Origin of the sequence: Paraburkholderia sp., from assembly GCF_049581445.1 — a bacterium.
Lineage (GTDB): Bacteria > Pseudomonadota > Gammaproteobacteria > Burkholderiales > Burkholderiaceae > Paraburkholderia.
This window is the reverse complement of record NZ_JBAURZ010000083.1, coordinates 34,992-48,849: the sequence shown is the minus strand read 5'-3', so window position 1 is coordinate 48,849 and position 13,858 is coordinate 34,992. Positions and strand designations below refer to the sequence as shown.

The following is a 13,858-nucleotide window of genomic DNA, read 5'->3' as shown; positions in this document are numbered from 1 at the left end:
TCGCGCTGTGAGCCAGGCTTGTTAACGATAGCCGCCGGTTGAAGGAACAGACGAGGAGGGGCCATGCGCACAGATATGAATCTGGACGAGATTCCCGCTAGCAGCCGCTTCAAGTATTGGCGCGATATGGCCGAGGAATTGTATGTCCCGGTCGGACTTGAATGCGACTCTCCAGACAGTTTTCGTTTCTTGTGGAATGGACGCACACTGGGCGATACGTGGGCCGGCGAATCGTTAATGACACCGCTCAAGGTTGACCGCACGCAGCAACACATTGCCCGCTCCGAGGATGCCGCCTTGAAGCTGATCGTGCCGCTATCCGGATCGATTTCGATCAGCCAGGACAAAAATAAAGCGACTGTACGGCCGGGCCAGTTTTATATGCTGGATCCCGCCAGGCCCTACCAGGAAGTCATTACAGAAGACCTGAGGTTTATATGGTTGCATCTTCCTCGAAAGCCGATCGTCTCGAAGGTTGGACGGCTCGACAGGGTCACGGCGACAGCCTTGGGGAACGAGACACCTTATGCAAGATTGACGACGGACTACATCCTTAGCTTATCGAAGGTTTGGGACGATCTTTCGGGGGCTGCTGCAGAGCACGCCAGCTCGGTCGCGATGGACCTGGTCGCCATGGCGCTTTGGGAGAGAATGGACCAGGTCCGCACGCACAGCACTGTGCATCGCAGCGCACAATTTCAACGTGGAAAGATGTTTATCGACGAACATCTCGCAGATCCGACTCTCTCGATGAGTTTCGTTGCAGCGGCGCTGGGCATATCAACGCGATATGTGAGCGACCTGCTAGCGGAAGGTGGTTTGAGTTATCGCCAATACGTGCTTGAACAGCGTCTCGTTCGCTGTGCGCGGGATCTTGCCGATCCGCGCCTTGACCACAGAACAGTGACCGAAGTCGCGTACTCATGGGGTTTCTTTGACGGTGCCCATTTCAGCCGTGCTTTCAAGACGGCATATGGCATCTCGCCGCGGGACTACCGTGCAACGAAGCGGAATGGTTAGGGTGTTCGTTACGTTTGGCTAGAAGGATAGGTAAATATTCTCCTGCACCAGCCATGCGTTCGACTGCGCGGGCGCGAACGCTGGATTCTTCTGGAACGTGATAGACGTGACGGCGTATATCCCGGTTGCAGCGCGGCGTAGGCGGGCTCACGCCTGCATGTCTTTTATTGCGCCACTTGCTGGCGCTGGTACTCGTGCTTTTTCATCTGCAGATACTCTTGCCGGTCCAGTTCATGCAATTGCCGCGGGTACTGCTCTGTTGCGTCGAACCATGTCTCAAAGCGTTGGTCGACGCGTTTGTCGGCAGGGATGGCAAGGGACCCCAGATAGGCGTCGATGGCGAGGTAATAGCGCATCGTATTGCGCTCGACGAGGCCGCGCACCCCGCCAATGTAATCGCCGCTCGACGTCTGCGTAAAGCCCACTTTCGCGCTGCCTATGGTCGCAAGATAGGTCTTCATCGCGATCCGTCCCGCCATGCCGAATCCATACGAATACGTGAGGTGCAGGAAGGTATGGCCTTTACCGATGTCGACGGCCTCCAGCACGATGCGATAGTCCTTCGTGCTGAGCGGTCCCTCTGCCGCGCTCAGATCGACCTGGAAGTAGTCGGGACTTGTCGCAACTGAACGGTAATTGAACTGCACGCGGGATGTGTCACTCAGTTCCTGTTCCGTCTTCCTGCCGACGTTCATGCTGATCACCGCACCGTTGCTGCCTGAAGTGGCATGACAGTACTTCGTGTTCAGATGCAGGATCAGCACTTCGCACCAGTTTGCGGGGCCTTGCTGCGGGTCGTTGAATGCGCTGTTGACGGTCGCGAACGGATAATCAACGACGGCGTAGATGTCGCCCTGTAACGTGTTCTTCGTTTCTTCCGAGTCCAGATGGATCGGGCGATGAAACACATTTGATTTGAGCTGCGGCCCGAGTGCGTCGTACTTTTGCTGAAGCGCGGCGGCATTGTCGTCGGCCCATGTTGGCGCACCGGACCAAAGGCCTGACAGTGCGACCGCGACGAGTGCGAGCCGTTTGATGATACGCATGATCCGCTGGATGTTCATGACAGCGCGCTCCCGCCGGGGTTGGGCAAGTCTCGTACGAATATAGCAGAGCCTCAATCACATGCGGCTGAGCCGTTCGCTCAGATCGAGGCGAACAAGGTTGTGACCCAATCGACAAACACCCTCACCTTGGTGCTGTAGCGGCGGCTTGGCGGATAGGCGACGTAGACGTCAAGCGGTGTGGGTCGCCAATCCACGAGCACCGGCACAAGCTTCTTCTGCCTGATCGACGGACGCACCATGAAATCCAGCGTGTGAACGAGTCCCAGGCCGCTGAGCGCGGTCGCGAGATGCGCATTGCTTTCACTGACGAGCACATCGTGACGTGGACGATCCAGTGTAATCGTCTCGGCGCCTCGACGGAATTGAAGCGGCTGCGTGAGCCCGGTGCTTGCAGAAAAGTACCCGACGACAGGCATGTGATTATCGGTAATCTCACGAGGGTGTTTAGGCGTGCCATGTTTCGCAAGATAGGCGGGACTTGCGCACGTGGTCCATGAAAGTGAGCCGATCGGACGCGATACGAGCGCAAGGTCATTGGCTGTACTTCGAATCGCGCAGTCGATGTTCTCCGCGATGAGATCAGCAGTGCGGTCAGTGACGCTCAGTTGCACCTGAATCTCGGGGTATCGCGCACAAAAGGCCGGCAATGCGGGAATGATGATGCCGCTGGCGGTCGACCCGCCGGCGTCAACCCTCAACGCACCTCGTGGGCTCGCCTGGTCGCGGCCAAGCGTGGCTTCGATGTCATCGAGTTCGTCGAGCAGGTGACGCGTGCGTTCGTAGTACGCGGCGCCATCGGTCGTGATGCTGACGCTCCGTGTGCTCCGCTCCAGCAGTTTGACGCCCAGATGCTCTTCGAGCGATTTCACCCATTTGCTCACCGTAGTATTCGGCATTTTCAGCGAGAGCGCTGCCCGGCCAAAACCGCCAGTCTCGACGACGCGCGCAAAGATGCGAATGGCCTGCAAGTGGTCCATCGGTTACCTCGGTGATGTCACGTCGGTCATGAACTAAATCTGAACCGTTTGAAGGATCAGGTGCTCATTATCCACAGATATGCATAAAGAATCCATCGAAGGCGTATTTATCTCCTTTGGGAATTTATTTACGCTTGGAGCCATGAATCAACCACGCTCTTCAAGGAGCCACAGATGACAACCTCTATCTACGCAAATATCCACGCCACCAGACACGCAGGCAAGGTTGCGCTTGTTACGGGTGGCAGCAGCGGGTTAGGCCTTGCCGCCGCAAAACGCCTTGCTCGAGAGGGCGCAACGGTATTCATTACCGGACGACGCCAGCCGGAACTGGACGCCGCGGTAGATGAGATAGGGCACGGCGCCCGTGCGATCCGTGGCGATGTTTCGTTGGAAGCGGATCTGAAGCGGCTAATCGAAACCCTGTCGGCGGCGCATGGGAAAATCGACGTCCTGTTCGCCAACGCAGGCGGCGGCGAATTCGCGCCGCTCGGCAATATCAGCGAAGCGCAATTCGACAAATACGTCGGCATCAACATGAAAGGCATGTTGCTCACCGTGCAGGCCGCATTGCCATTGAGTGCCATCGTGATAACCGGATCTATCGCGGCGATACAAGGCGTACCTGCGTTTGGAGTCTATGCCGCAACCAAGGCAGCGCTGCGTTCGTTTGCGCGAACCTGGGCATCCGATCTCAAAGGCCGGGACATTCGCGTGAACGTAGTTGCGCCCGGCGTAGTGGTGACACCAGCCTACAAGTCCGAACTCAAGATGACGGACGAGCAGATCGATGCATATAGCAAAGAAGTCGCCGAAACGACCCCTCTTGGGAGAGTGGGCACAGCCGACGAGATCGCCAAGGCAGTGTCCTTCCTCGCTTCAGACGATGCGAGTTACATCACAGGTATAGAACTGTTCGTCGACGGCGGCCGCTCGCAAGTCTGACTTTTATATGTCGCGTGCCTGGCAAAGAAGGCCGCCACACAAACAGGAGAACATAGTGAATCCGCAAGACAACCTTCGCCTTGCCCATCAGTTCCTTGAAAAAATCGGCTCGGGCGCACCCGCCGAAGAAATGGCTGCGTTGTGCACGCTGGATCTGGACTGGAACATTCCTGGCGACGCGGGCGCGCTTCCCTGGGTCGGTCGCAAGTCGGGACGCGCGGCACTCTCGGATTTCATCCGTGACACGCAAACCATGATTGAGCGCGTGAGCCTCGAGATCAAGGATGTTCTCGCAAGCGATCAGCGAGCAGTGATTCTTGGACATCTGCAAACCCGCATCAATGCGACGCGGAAGCTCATTGACAGCGAGTTCGCAATCGTCCTGACGTTCTCCGACGAAAAGATTGCGAGCTTCCTGATGCTCGAAGACAGCTTCGCCACATCGGCCGCAGCGCGGCACTTCGATCAAAGGCCGATGAACCAGGTCTGAACATCCATCTCTTCAGCCCAGATCTGGACATCGAGCATCTCGTGCAGTTCGACGGTTTGGTCACGATAGATGCAGCAGAAACCGTCTGCCGTCCGGTAAACGATCGCCCATTCAGGAGTGGGTTCCGGTTTTCCGATTCCCATTCCGTCCGATACCTGTTTCAGATAGTCCAGGTGAAGTGCCTTGCCGATACGTCTGCGAAGGCCGTCCAGGTCATGTGTCCGTTTCATTGCCCGCTCCTTTGCCGTCGCCATCGTCCATTTTCTTTTTTCCTTTTCTGTCAAACGACCGCACGGCGTCTCGATGGGGCCGCGTTTCGGCTTGCCCCGGAAATATCCTGATGCTGCTCGCAACAGCATCCGCAATGTGCTCCTTGGCGATCACGCCGAGCACGCGAACGGGGCCACGGCCTTCCTGCTTCCCGACCACAACCGCCATCATCGCGTGCTGTTTCCAGAGACTCGTAATGACCCCGAACGCAACGTCGTTTGGCCCAACGACGATGAAATTGCGCTGCGCGAGCACCCCGAGCGTGATATCGGGCGCGCTCTGGCTCACGGCGCGGCGCAGCCCGGTATTGATCCGCAGGACTCCATAAATCTCATTCGCCTTCGTGATCACGACATGCCGGAAAGCCGCGCCTTCTGCACGGGCAAGCACGTCGCGAAATGGTACGCGCTCGTCGAGCACGAAGACGTCGGTCTCCATGACCTGGGCCGCGCTCTGTACAAGGAACATGTTCGCGTGCAGGGCGTTGGGAATCGGGTGTCCGCGCCGCACGAGCTTGAGCGTGTAGATACTTTCGGGCGATAGTAGCCGGCGTGCGCCCAGGCTGAAGGCCACGGCGATAATCATCGGCAGCACGATGTCGTAGTCCCGCGTCATCTCGAAGACCATCGCAACCGCGGTCATTGCGGCACCTGTACCGCCGCCGACCATCGCACCCATACCCACCATCGCAAAGGCAGGCGCGCTGACCGGCGCCCCCGGAAATGCCATGGCAACCACGGACGCAAATGAGGCGCCGAGAGTCGCACCGATAAACAGCGACGGGGAAAACACGCCGCCCGACGAACCCGAACCCAGACTGACCGATGTCGCCAGCGTCTTGCAAAGCGCCAGCAATAGCAGAAAGGCGCCACCCTGCAGTTGTCCGTACAGCGTGGCCTGAATGGTCGCGTAACCCACGCCTTCGACGTAATAGTGGCCCGCATAGCGCCATAGCAGATACATCGTCACGCCGACGATAAGCATCCCGAAGGCGTGACGCGCGTAACGTTCCGGTATGCGGTCGAATCCGTCTTCGGCCCAGTGCAGCGAACGGATCAGGAGTGCGGCGGCCGCGCCTGTCACGGCGCCGAGTACGGCGTAGAGAATCAGCGTCAGGGCACTGCCCGGCTGATTTGGAATCGCACCCAACTGCGCGGGGACAAAGAAAGCGGGCGCGGCACCGAAGAACAACCGCCCCAGAAAGGTCGCGGTGCCCGTCGCGATCGCCACCGGCAAGAAGGTGTTGACGCTGATTTCCGGCATCATCAGTTCGGTGGCGAACAGCACGCCGCCGATTGGCGTATTGAAGGTCGCGGCAATGCCGGCACCGGCACCCGCGGCGACTAGCGTGATACGCTGGCCGGCCGTCATGGTTACCAGTTGTCCGAGCGTCGAGCCGAGCGCCGAGCCGATCTGGATGATGGGTCCCTCGCGCCCAACGGCGGCGCCGGAGCCGATCGCCAGTGCCGATGCGATCGATTTCACCACGGCCACGACCGGGCGGATGGCGCCGCGCTTGTAGTAGATCGCGTCCATCACCTCCGGCACGCCGTGTCCCTTCGCTTCTGGGGCAAACGTGCTCACGATCCAGGTGACCGCGAGTCCGCCCACGACAGGCACGAGCACAACAAACACACCCCATCGCGAAGCGGGCGTGAAGCGGCTGGCGTCATAGGCAAATGAAAGGTGCCCGAGGAAGAACGCGTTGTGCACCAGCCCGATCAGTCCGCGGAATACGACTGCACCCAAGCCTGTCACGATCCCGACCACGAACGCGAGGAAACATAGCCAGTACAGGGCGACCGGCAGGACCGAATCGTCGTCAACGGGGGGAAGCGCGCGCGGCTGTACCGGCGCGACTTTCACGTGGTGTGCATCGCTACCTGCGGCCTTGTCAGGCCGGTGAGGTTCGCCCGTCATGGCTTGTCGTCCACAGAAGGACTACATGGTCGGTTTATCTACGTTACACCTGCCTGCCGCTCCTGCTTCCTTCGTGATGGCCACGCTTTGCCGCGATACAGGCAAGCGCACCCTGCATCGATCACGCTCCAGACGGCTCGCGCTCCCCGGCGGAGGGAGAGGACCCGCTATCCGGCTTTGCATGAGGCGTGTTGTAGCGCTCCGACAATGCCTCATAGAGCGCAGGCGCGAACAGTTTCGACACCTGGCTGGCTATCAGCGCGGTGGCCATCAGCGAGATGACTAGTGCGTGCCCGTTGATCATTTCAATCACGATCACGAATGCGGTGATCGGGCTTTGCGTCACTGCCGCCAGATACCCCACCATACCGAGGGCGATCAGCATCGGCAACTGCATCTGGCCAAACAGCAGGTGCAATGCGTTGCCAATGCCGGCTCCAATGGCAAGCGAAGGCGCAAACAGGCCACCCGGCGCGCCTGGTAGATACGACCCAACCATCGAGGCCATCTTGAGCACCGGGTAGGCAGCGCTCAACTGCGCGCGCCCTTCCAGCATCGCCCGCGCTTCGGCATAGCCGCTACCGAACGTATGTCCACCCGAAGCCACGCCGATCACGGCGATGATCAGACCGCACGCGGCACCAAATGCGACCGGGCGCCTGCTGCGCCAGGCGCTCACCGACGAGGGCATCCAGCGGGCGGTGTTGAGTAGCAACCAGCAGAAGACGCCACCGGCGATACCCGACACGACTCCGATCAGCACCACCGCCGCCGCCAGCAGATCGGGAAAGCCGCTGCCCACATCGATCGTTCCGAAATACGTATAGTTACCCTGCAATCCCAGCGAAACCACGCCCGCGAAAATGATGGCGGTAATCAGCACGCCGCTCGTGCGCTGCTCGAAGCTGCGGGTCAATTCTTCGATCGCGAACACGACACCGGCGAGTGGTGCATTGAACGCCGCTGACAGACCCGCCGCTGCGCCGGCGAGGGCCAGTCGGCGCTCCAGCTCAAGGCCCCGGATGGACCGGAATCGCCGGGGGTAGAAGCGTCGCAAGTTGAACATGAGCGCCGCGCCCACGTGGATGGTCGGCCCCTCGCGGCCAATCGTGAATCCGCCGAGTATCGAGAGGAACGACACCACAATCTTGCCGATGAGGATCCTGATGCTCAGCAGGCGGGGCGCAAGCTCGCCGCTGTCATGGAGCGTGGCGATGACCTGAGGGATGCCGCTGCCTTCTGAGCCGGGAAAGTAGCGTCGGGTGAGCCAGACGCCCAGTGCCCCGATGGCCGGGGTCACCAGAAGCGGCAGCCACCAGTACCGCGCTGCATAGTGCAGGAAGGCGCCGTAGCCGAAGTCGATCAGTTTTGCGTAGAACACCGCGACGAGGCCCGTCACGATGGCGCCCAGCCAGAACACGCCATAATGCAACCACAGCCGCCGACCGTGCTGGACTGCGCGTCTATCGATAAATGCCGGAATACGCATTCTGCCGCCGCAAATATCCAAGTATAAGCGACGTGGCACAGTGTGACATATTTGAATCGAGGCAGACGAGGTGCCCAGCTCGCGGATGCTGTGTAAAAGGGGAAAGCCTACTGCCTGCCTGCGCTGCCGAATGCCCAGCCGAATGACTCCATGTCAGACTTATGCAGTCCCGCGAGCTTTAGCAGGCAGGGCTCGCCCTTTGCAGTAAGGTGCACCTGGACCTGGCGACGATCCAGCTGCTAACGAAACTCGGACATCGCCTCCAGGTCCTGCTTGCCGGGTATCTTGACCGTAGTCAACATTCTCGCTTCTGAGCGCCTAAACTGGACTAATCGGACGGCCTGCATGTCAATCCGATCTTCGAAGGGCATTTCTAACCATGTTCAATCTCCTCCTCGTTCCGCTGGATGGCTCACCCCAGAGTGTTCACGTTATCGAACTGGCCCGCCGCGTGGCGGCGCCAGGTACGGCAACCGTGCACTTTCTATGTGTTGTCGATCCATCCTATGCGTTGCCTCCCGGCTGCGAAAACGGTGTCGCACCTGATGGTCTGACTTATCCGTACGCACACGCGGAGACATCTTTCGCACATTCGGTCCTCGCTGCGGCCACCGCACAGCTTGCAAACCGCAATCTCGCCGTGGAAGAGCATTTCTGCGCGGGAAATCCGGCCGACGTCGTCATTGAACAAGCCCGGCTGCTGAATGCGGAGGTCATCGTGATGGGACATCACCATTTGTCACGGCTACGGCGCTGGGCCAACCCGTCAACCTGCGGAAAAATCATCGAAAAGGCGCCCTGTGCGATATTGATCGCAAACCAGGAGAAGGGCTAACCACGTTACCGTGGTGAGGTAGTAGCCAATTACTGTGGCCATTCCAGCAAGTGAAAACCACGCTGGATGTCAGGCCATCGCAAGATGCACGCATCGCCGAAGCTGCACGCCCATAGATGTCGTCGGCAAGCTCGGCAACGCCGCTCGCAAGCGAGTGCCAAGTCCGAAAATATTTCCTTCCGCTGTAACCGCGCATCCATTCCGAACGAAATACAAAGAGAGCGGGACGCATATTTCGTCTGCCTTCCCCGCTATTCTTTGTGAACGTTCATCAGGAGACTCTTGCGCATGGATAGTGTTTACCGCCTGCTTCGGCTTACCAATCCCGCCTGGCTGACGGACCGCTGGGCCCTCGCGCGATGGGCACCGTTGCCATTACGGCTGATCGTCGGTTATGGGTTCATCGCGCACGGCTACGCAAAGATCGTCAAGCATCCGGATGTATTTGCCGGAATCTTGCATGCGCTCGGTGTGCCGGCACCGCACTTCATGGCGTGGGCGACTATCGTCATCGAAGTGGTCGGCGGTCTCGCGGTCATCGCCGGCGCATTCATACCGCTCGTTAGTCTGCCAATGATCGCGGTATTGATGGTCGCGACGCTGACCGTGCATCTTCCTTACGGGTTCTCCTCGATCAAGCTGATGGCCGTCACGTCAACAGGTCCGCAGTTCGGTCCGCCGGGCTACGAGACCGATTTGCTATATCTTGCCTGTCTTGTTGCGCTGATTTTGGGGGGATCGGGACCGCTCTCCGTCGATGCCTGGATTAACCGCGACGGTCGGAAATAGGGAGGGGCGATGGCGGTTGAGGACGACATTGCGGAGCAGGTGCCTGGTCTTCGCCGCTATGCGCGTGCTCTGGTGGGCGACCCAGGCTGCGCCGACAATCTGGTGCAGGACACACTGGAGCGAAGTCTGCGCGACGCGACGCACTTTCGACGAGACGCGAATCCGCGCCGATGGTTGATGACGACTATGCATTGCGTGTTCTCGAATGGTCTGAGAAAGTCGTCGCGGCAGATGCAGCCCAAGGCCCCTGACGAAGGCGAGATCGCCCCCGCAGGGTACGCAGGGAGCGGCGACCAGATTCCGCGTGTCGAAGCGCATGACCTCGATTGTGCCTTGCAAATGCTTTCGAAACAGCAGCGGGAAGTGGTGCTGATGGTCGGCCTTGAAGGCATGAGTTACGAGGAAGTCGCGCTGGTGCTCGGCATACCGGTTGGAACGGTCATGTCACGACTCTCACGCGGGCGCGAGCGGCTGCGAGAGTTGACCGCCCACGTGCGGCCGGCAACAAAGCTCGGGATCACGTCGACGTGACGCGCGAGACGCAGACCGGACCATTGCGTCCGATAGAGGAACGTCTCAGGACCTTACTGATCCAGTCGCTGGAAGGAGACGCCGCGTCCTATCGCGCGTTTCTGCAGGATCTGACGGGTCATCTGCGGGCGTTGCTGCGCAAACGGCTCCACTATCTGCCGCACGACATTGAAGACGTCGTGCAGGAGATCCTGCTGGCCGTGCATAACGGACGTCACACGTGGCGTCCGGACGAACCTTTGACCGCGTGGATCAACGCGATTGCGCGGTACAAGCTGACGGATTACCTACGTGCACGATCGCGTCGCGAGGCGTTGCAGGACCCGCTAGACGACGAAATCGAAATCTTCGCTGCATCGGACACTGAACCCGCAGACGCAAGACGCGACGTGCATAAGCTGCTCGACCAGTTGCCAGACCGTCAACGTTTGCCGATCGTACACGTCAAGCTGCAAGGCCTTTCCGTCGCGGAAACGTCGCGCCTGACCGGCTTATCCGAATCGGCCGTGAAAGTAGGCGTGCATCGCGGGCTTAGAGCTTTAGCAATGAAGATTCGGGGGATATCCTGATGAAAACAGATGATCTGATTTCGATGCTCGCGACAGGCGTTGCGCCTGTCGAACGAAATGTCGTTGCAAAGCGCTTCGGTGGCGCGGTCGCATTCGGCGCAGTGGGTGCACTCGCAATCGCGATTCTCGGTTACGGAGTGCGGCATGATATCGCCACGCTTCTGCATGCTCCGCTGTTCTGGGCGAAGCTCGCATGGCCTGCATGTCTCGCAGTTGCAGCGCTTGCGGCGGCCGGGCGCCTGGGGCGACCTGGCAGGGCCGTCGGTGGTTGGTGGGCCGGACTCGCGACACCGGTGGCACTTGTGTGGCTTGCCGCGTTGCTGCTGCTCTGGCTTGCGCCGCAGGGCACGCGCGAACACCTGCTAATGGGTCGCACGTGGCGCTCGTGTTCTTTCAACATCGCTTTGATCTCATTGCCCGCTTTCGTGGCCCAACTGTGGGCAGCGCGCGCCCTCGCGCCGACGAGGCTTCGGCTCACGGGTGCCGTAGCTGGACTTATCGCGGGCACGATTGGCGCGCTTGCCTACTGCCTGCGATGCCCGGAAATGAGTGTGCCGTTCTGGGCGACGTGGTATCTGATCGGTATTTCGATTCCGACGGCCGCCGGAGCGCTGCTTGGGCCGATCCTTCTTCGGTGGTGAGGTCAGGGGGCGAGGCAGCGTATTCGAACGTCACTGTGGGCGGTCCAAACTATTTCGCTGGAGCCATCGCATTGGCCCGCGCCTTATGCAATTTTTTGTAACTGTCGATCAGGCGGTGGTGCCTGTCGAGGCCCTCCAGTTTCATGTTCGTTGGCGTTAACCCGTGGAAGCGCACACTGCCGTCCACTGACCCCATTACCGCATCCATCCGGGCGTTGCCAAACATCCGACGGAAGTTGACTTCGTAGTCGTCCAGACCAAGGTCGTCATCAAGCAGCACCTCCAGCACCACGTTCAAGGCCTGGTAAAACAATCCGCGCTCGACCGTGTTGTCGTTGTACTGCAGGAAGGCTCCCACCAGCTCTTGCGCCGCTTCAAATTGCTGCAAGGCGAGATTAATAAGCAGCTTCAACTCGATAACCGTTAGCTGCCCCCAATCTGTATTCTCGTCAAATTCGATGCCGATCAATGTGGCGATATCGGAGTACTCATCCAGTTCACTGTTTTCCAACCGATCAAGCATTGCTGCGAGGGCGGCGTCGTCCAGGCGATGCAAGTTCAAAATATCGGCGCGGAACAGCAGCGCCTTGTTTGTGTTATCCCAGATCAAATCCTCTACCGGGTAAACTTCAGAATAACCCGGCACTAGAATCCGGCAGGCTACGGCACCCAACTGGTCATACACCGCCATGTACACTTCTTTACCCATGTCTTCGAGAATTCCGAACAACGTTGCCGCTTCTTCGGCATTGGAGTTTTCACCCTGGCCAGAGAAATCCCACTCAACGAACTCGTAATTTGCTTTGGCGCTGAAAAAGCGCCATGACACCACACCGCTGGAATCAATGAAGTGCTCAACAAAGTTATTTGACTCAGTCACGGCATTACTGACAAAGGTGGGCTGAGGTAAATCGTTCAGACCTTCAAAACTGCGCCCCTGTAGCAATTCCGTAAGACTGCGTTCCAGCGCCACCTCAAAGCTCGGGTGAGCGCCGAACGAGGCAAAGACGCCGCCTGTCTTCGGGTTCATCAATGTGACGCACATCAACGGATAAGTCCCACCCAGCGACGCATCCTTTACCAGCACAGGAAAACCCTGTTCTTCCAACCCCCGAATCCCGGCCAGAATGCCAGGGTATTTCGCCAGCACTTCCTGCGGCACATCAGGCAGCGCGATTTCACCCTCGATGATTTCACGCTTTACCGCCCGCTCGAAAATTTCGGACAGACACTGCACCTGGGCTTCGGCCAGCGTATTACCGGCACTCATGCCATTGCTGACGAAAAGGTTCTCGATCAGGTTGGACGGGAAGTACACCACTTCGCCGTCCGACTGCCGCACAAACGGCAGCGAACAGATACCACGCTGCACATTGCCGGAGTTGGTGTCGTATAGATGCGAGCCATGCAACTCGCCATCGGGATTATAAATTTCCAGGCAGTATGCATCCAGAATTTCAGGCGGCAGCGCGTCCTTGCGGCCAGGCTTAAACCAGCGCTCGTTCGGGTAATGTACAAACTCCGCATTGGCGATGTCTTCGCCCCAATACGAACCACCATAGAAATGATTGCAGTTCAGGCGTTCGATAAACTCGCCCAACGCCGACGCCAACGCGCTTTCTTTGGTCGCCCCCTTGCCATTGGTAAAACACATCGGCGAGTGCGCATCGCGGATATGCAGTGACCACACATTTGGAACGATATTGCGCCACGAAGCAATTTCAATCTTCATGCCCAAGTCCGCCAGAATGGCCGACATATTGGCGATGGTTTGCTCCAACGGCAGATCCTTGCCCACAATATAGGTGCTGGCGTCAGAAGCCGGCTTCAATGTCAGCAATGACTGAGCATCGGCATCCAGGTTTTCTACCTCTTCAATGACAAAATCGGGTCCGGCTTGCACCACTTTTTTCACCGTACAACGGTCAATAAAGCGCAAAATACCTCGGCGGTCTGCTTCCGAGATATCGGGCGGCAACTCAACCTGAATCTTGAAAATCTGTTTGTACCGGTTTTCCGGATCAACAATATTGTTCTGCGACAGGCGGATATTTTCCGTGGGAATATTGCGATTTACGCAGTACAACTTCACGAAGTAAGCTGCGCACAAGGCCGATGAAGCCAGAAAGTAATCGAAGGGACCAGGCGCCGAGCCGTCGCCTTTATAACGGATAGGCTGGTCGGCCACTACCGTGAAGTCATCGAATTTGGCTTCAAGACGTAGCTTTTCGAGAAAGTTGACTTTAATTTCCATGGGAGAATCCAAAAATGGTGCTCGAGATGATGTAGCCGCTATTATCCGTCACCAGGTGCAG

General features: G+C 58.6%; 14 protein-coding genes and 1 pseudogene. 8 read left to right on the top strand and 7 right to left on the bottom strand.

From position 1 onward, the window contains the following. The first annotated feature begins 63 nt into the window (after positions 1-63). Positions 64-1,020, top strand: coding sequence for a helix-turn-helix domain-containing protein (locus WCA85_RS07025; protein WP_424062445.1), 957 nt, complete (start codon positions 64-66; stop codon positions 1,018-1,020). Positions 1,021-1,184: 164 nt separating this feature from the next. Here the strand turns inward: WCA85_RS07025 and WCA85_RS07020 are convergent, their stop codons facing one another. Together WCA85_RS07020 and WCA85_RS07015 are read right to left on the bottom strand one after the other, a co-directional pair. Beyond that, complete coding sequence (locus tag WCA85_RS07020) at positions 1,185-2,084, bottom strand: hypothetical protein (RefSeq protein ID WP_424062444.1); 900 nt, start codon at positions 2,082-2,084, stop codon at positions 1,185-1,187. A gap of 80 nt (positions 2,085-2,164) precedes the next feature. Next, on the bottom strand, positions 2,165-3,064 hold the full coding sequence (locus tag WCA85_RS07015; protein ID WP_424062443.1) for a LysR substrate-binding domain-containing protein: 900 nt from the start codon (positions 3,062-3,064) through the stop codon (positions 2,165-2,167). A gap of 174 nt (positions 3,065-3,238) precedes the next feature. Here WCA85_RS07015 and WCA85_RS07010 point away from each other — a divergent pair, with 174 nt between their 5' ends. Together WCA85_RS07010 and WCA85_RS07005 are read left to right on the top strand one after the other, a co-directional pair. Beyond that, entirely contained in the window at positions 3,239-4,009 is a 771-nt protein-coding gene (locus WCA85_RS07010) for an SDR family oxidoreductase (protein ID WP_424062442.1), read from the top strand. A gap of 55 nt (positions 4,010-4,064) precedes the next feature. Then, entirely contained in the window at positions 4,065-4,499 is a 435-nt protein-coding gene (locus WCA85_RS07005; RefSeq protein ID WP_424062441.1) for a nuclear transport factor 2 family protein, read from the top strand. On the opposite strand, the gene WCA85_RS07000 is transcribed toward WCA85_RS07005, so the two are convergent. The 4 genes and pseudogenes from WCA85_RS07000 to WCA85_RS06985 form a co-directional block, all read right to left on the bottom strand. After that, entirely contained in the window at positions 4,475-4,729 is a 255-nt protein-coding gene (locus WCA85_RS07000) for a hypothetical protein (RefSeq protein ID WP_424062440.1), read from the bottom strand. The genes WCA85_RS07005 and WCA85_RS07000 overlap by 25 nt on opposite strands. Next, positions 4,713-6,689: a chloride channel protein gene (locus tag WCA85_RS06995; protein WP_424062439.1), complete on the bottom strand. Its 1,977-nt coding sequence runs from the start codon at positions 6,687-6,689 to the stop codon at positions 4,713-4,715. The genes WCA85_RS07000 and WCA85_RS06995 overlap by 17 nt, the downstream gene beginning before the upstream one ends. A gap of 121 nt (positions 6,690-6,810) precedes the next feature. Next, positions 6,811-8,178 (bottom strand): chloride channel protein, encoded by a 1,368-nt coding sequence (locus WCA85_RS06990; RefSeq protein WP_424062438.1) that lies wholly within the window; start codon positions 8,176-8,178, stop codon positions 6,811-6,813. A 107-nt stretch (positions 8,179-8,285) separates the two neighbouring features. Beyond that, positions 8,286-8,411, bottom strand: a pseudogene (locus WCA85_RS06985) (MarR family winged helix-turn-helix transcriptional regulator); the annotation flags it as partial. A gap of 146 nt (positions 8,412-8,557) precedes the next feature. On the opposite strand from WCA85_RS06985, the gene WCA85_RS06980 reads away from it, so the two are divergent. The 5 genes from WCA85_RS06980 (at position 8,558) to WCA85_RS06960 (ending at position 11,543) form a co-directional block, all read left to right on the top strand. Beyond that, positions 8,558-9,013: a universal stress protein gene (locus WCA85_RS06980; protein WP_424062437.1), complete on the top strand. Its 456-nt coding sequence runs from the start codon at positions 8,558-8,560 to the stop codon at positions 9,011-9,013. Between the two features lie 288 nt (positions 9,014-9,301). Next, positions 9,302-9,802, top strand: a complete 501-nt coding sequence (locus WCA85_RS06975) for a DoxX family protein (RefSeq protein WP_424062436.1) — start codon at positions 9,302-9,304, stop codon at positions 9,800-9,802. Positions 9,803-9,811: 9 nt separating this feature from the next. Then, positions 9,812-10,333: an RNA polymerase sigma factor gene (locus WCA85_RS06970; RefSeq protein WP_424062435.1), complete on the top strand. Its 522-nt coding sequence runs from the start codon at positions 9,812-9,814 to the stop codon at positions 10,331-10,333. Continuing rightward, on the top strand, positions 10,330-10,902 hold the full coding sequence (locus WCA85_RS06965) for a sigma-70 family RNA polymerase sigma factor (protein WP_424062434.1): 573 nt from the start codon (positions 10,330-10,332) through the stop codon (positions 10,900-10,902). Before WCA85_RS06970 ends, WCA85_RS06965 begins: the two co-directional genes overlap by 4 nt. After that, complete coding sequence (locus tag WCA85_RS06960; protein ID WP_424062433.1) at positions 10,902-11,543, top strand: DUF1109 domain-containing protein; 642 nt, start codon at positions 10,902-10,904, stop codon at positions 11,541-11,543. Before WCA85_RS06965 ends, WCA85_RS06960 begins: the two co-directional genes overlap by 1 nt. Positions 11,544-11,592: 49 nt before the next feature. On the opposite strand, the gene WCA85_RS06955 is transcribed toward WCA85_RS06960, so the two are convergent. Then, entirely contained in the window at positions 11,593-13,797 is a 2,205-nt protein-coding gene (locus WCA85_RS06955) for an OsmC domain/YcaO domain-containing protein (protein ID WP_424062432.1), read from the bottom strand. Between the last annotated feature and the right edge of the window lie 61 nt (positions 13,798-13,858).

Bases quoted from the DNA above. Each gene is read 5' to 3' on its own strand.
- WCA85_RS07025 (WP_424062445.1), top strand. From the start codon at position 64: ATGCGCACAGATATGAATCTGGACGAGATTCCCGCTAGCAGCCGCTTC.
- WCA85_RS07020 (WP_424062444.1), bottom strand. From the start codon at position 2,084: ATGAACATCCAGCGGATCATGCGTATCATCAAACGGCTCGCACTCGTC.
- WCA85_RS07015 (WP_424062443.1), bottom strand. From the start codon at position 3,064: ATGGACCACTTGCAGGCCATTCGCATCTTTGCGCGCGTCGTCGAGACT.
- WCA85_RS07010 (WP_424062442.1), top strand. From the start codon at position 3,239: ATGACAACCTCTATCTACGCAAATATCCACGCCACCAGACACGCAGGC.
- WCA85_RS07000 (WP_424062440.1), bottom strand. From the start codon at position 4,729: ATGAAACGGACACATGACCTGGACGGCCTTCGCAGACGTATCGGCAAG.
- WCA85_RS06995 (WP_424062439.1), bottom strand. From the start codon at position 6,689: ATGACGGGCGAACCTCACCGGCCTGACAAGGCCGCAGGTAGCGATGCA.
- WCA85_RS06990 (WP_424062438.1), bottom strand. From the start codon at position 8,178: ATGCGTATTCCGGCATTTATCGATAGACGCGCAGTCCAGCACGGTCGG.
- WCA85_RS06980 (WP_424062437.1), top strand. From the start codon at position 8,558: ATGTTCAATCTCCTCCTCGTTCCGCTGGATGGCTCACCCCAGAGTGTT.
- WCA85_RS06975 (WP_424062436.1), top strand. From the start codon at position 9,302: ATGGATAGTGTTTACCGCCTGCTTCGGCTTACCAATCCCGCCTGGCTG.
- WCA85_RS06970 (WP_424062435.1), top strand. From the start codon at position 9,812: ATGGCGGTTGAGGACGACATTGCGGAGCAGGTGCCTGGTCTTCGCCGC.
- WCA85_RS06960 (WP_424062433.1), top strand. From the start codon at position 10,902: ATGAAAACAGATGATCTGATTTCGATGCTCGCGACAGGCGTTGCGCCT.
- WCA85_RS06955 (WP_424062432.1), bottom strand. From the start codon at position 13,797: ATGGAAATTAAAGTCAACTTTCTCGAAAAGCTACGTCTTGAAGCCAAA.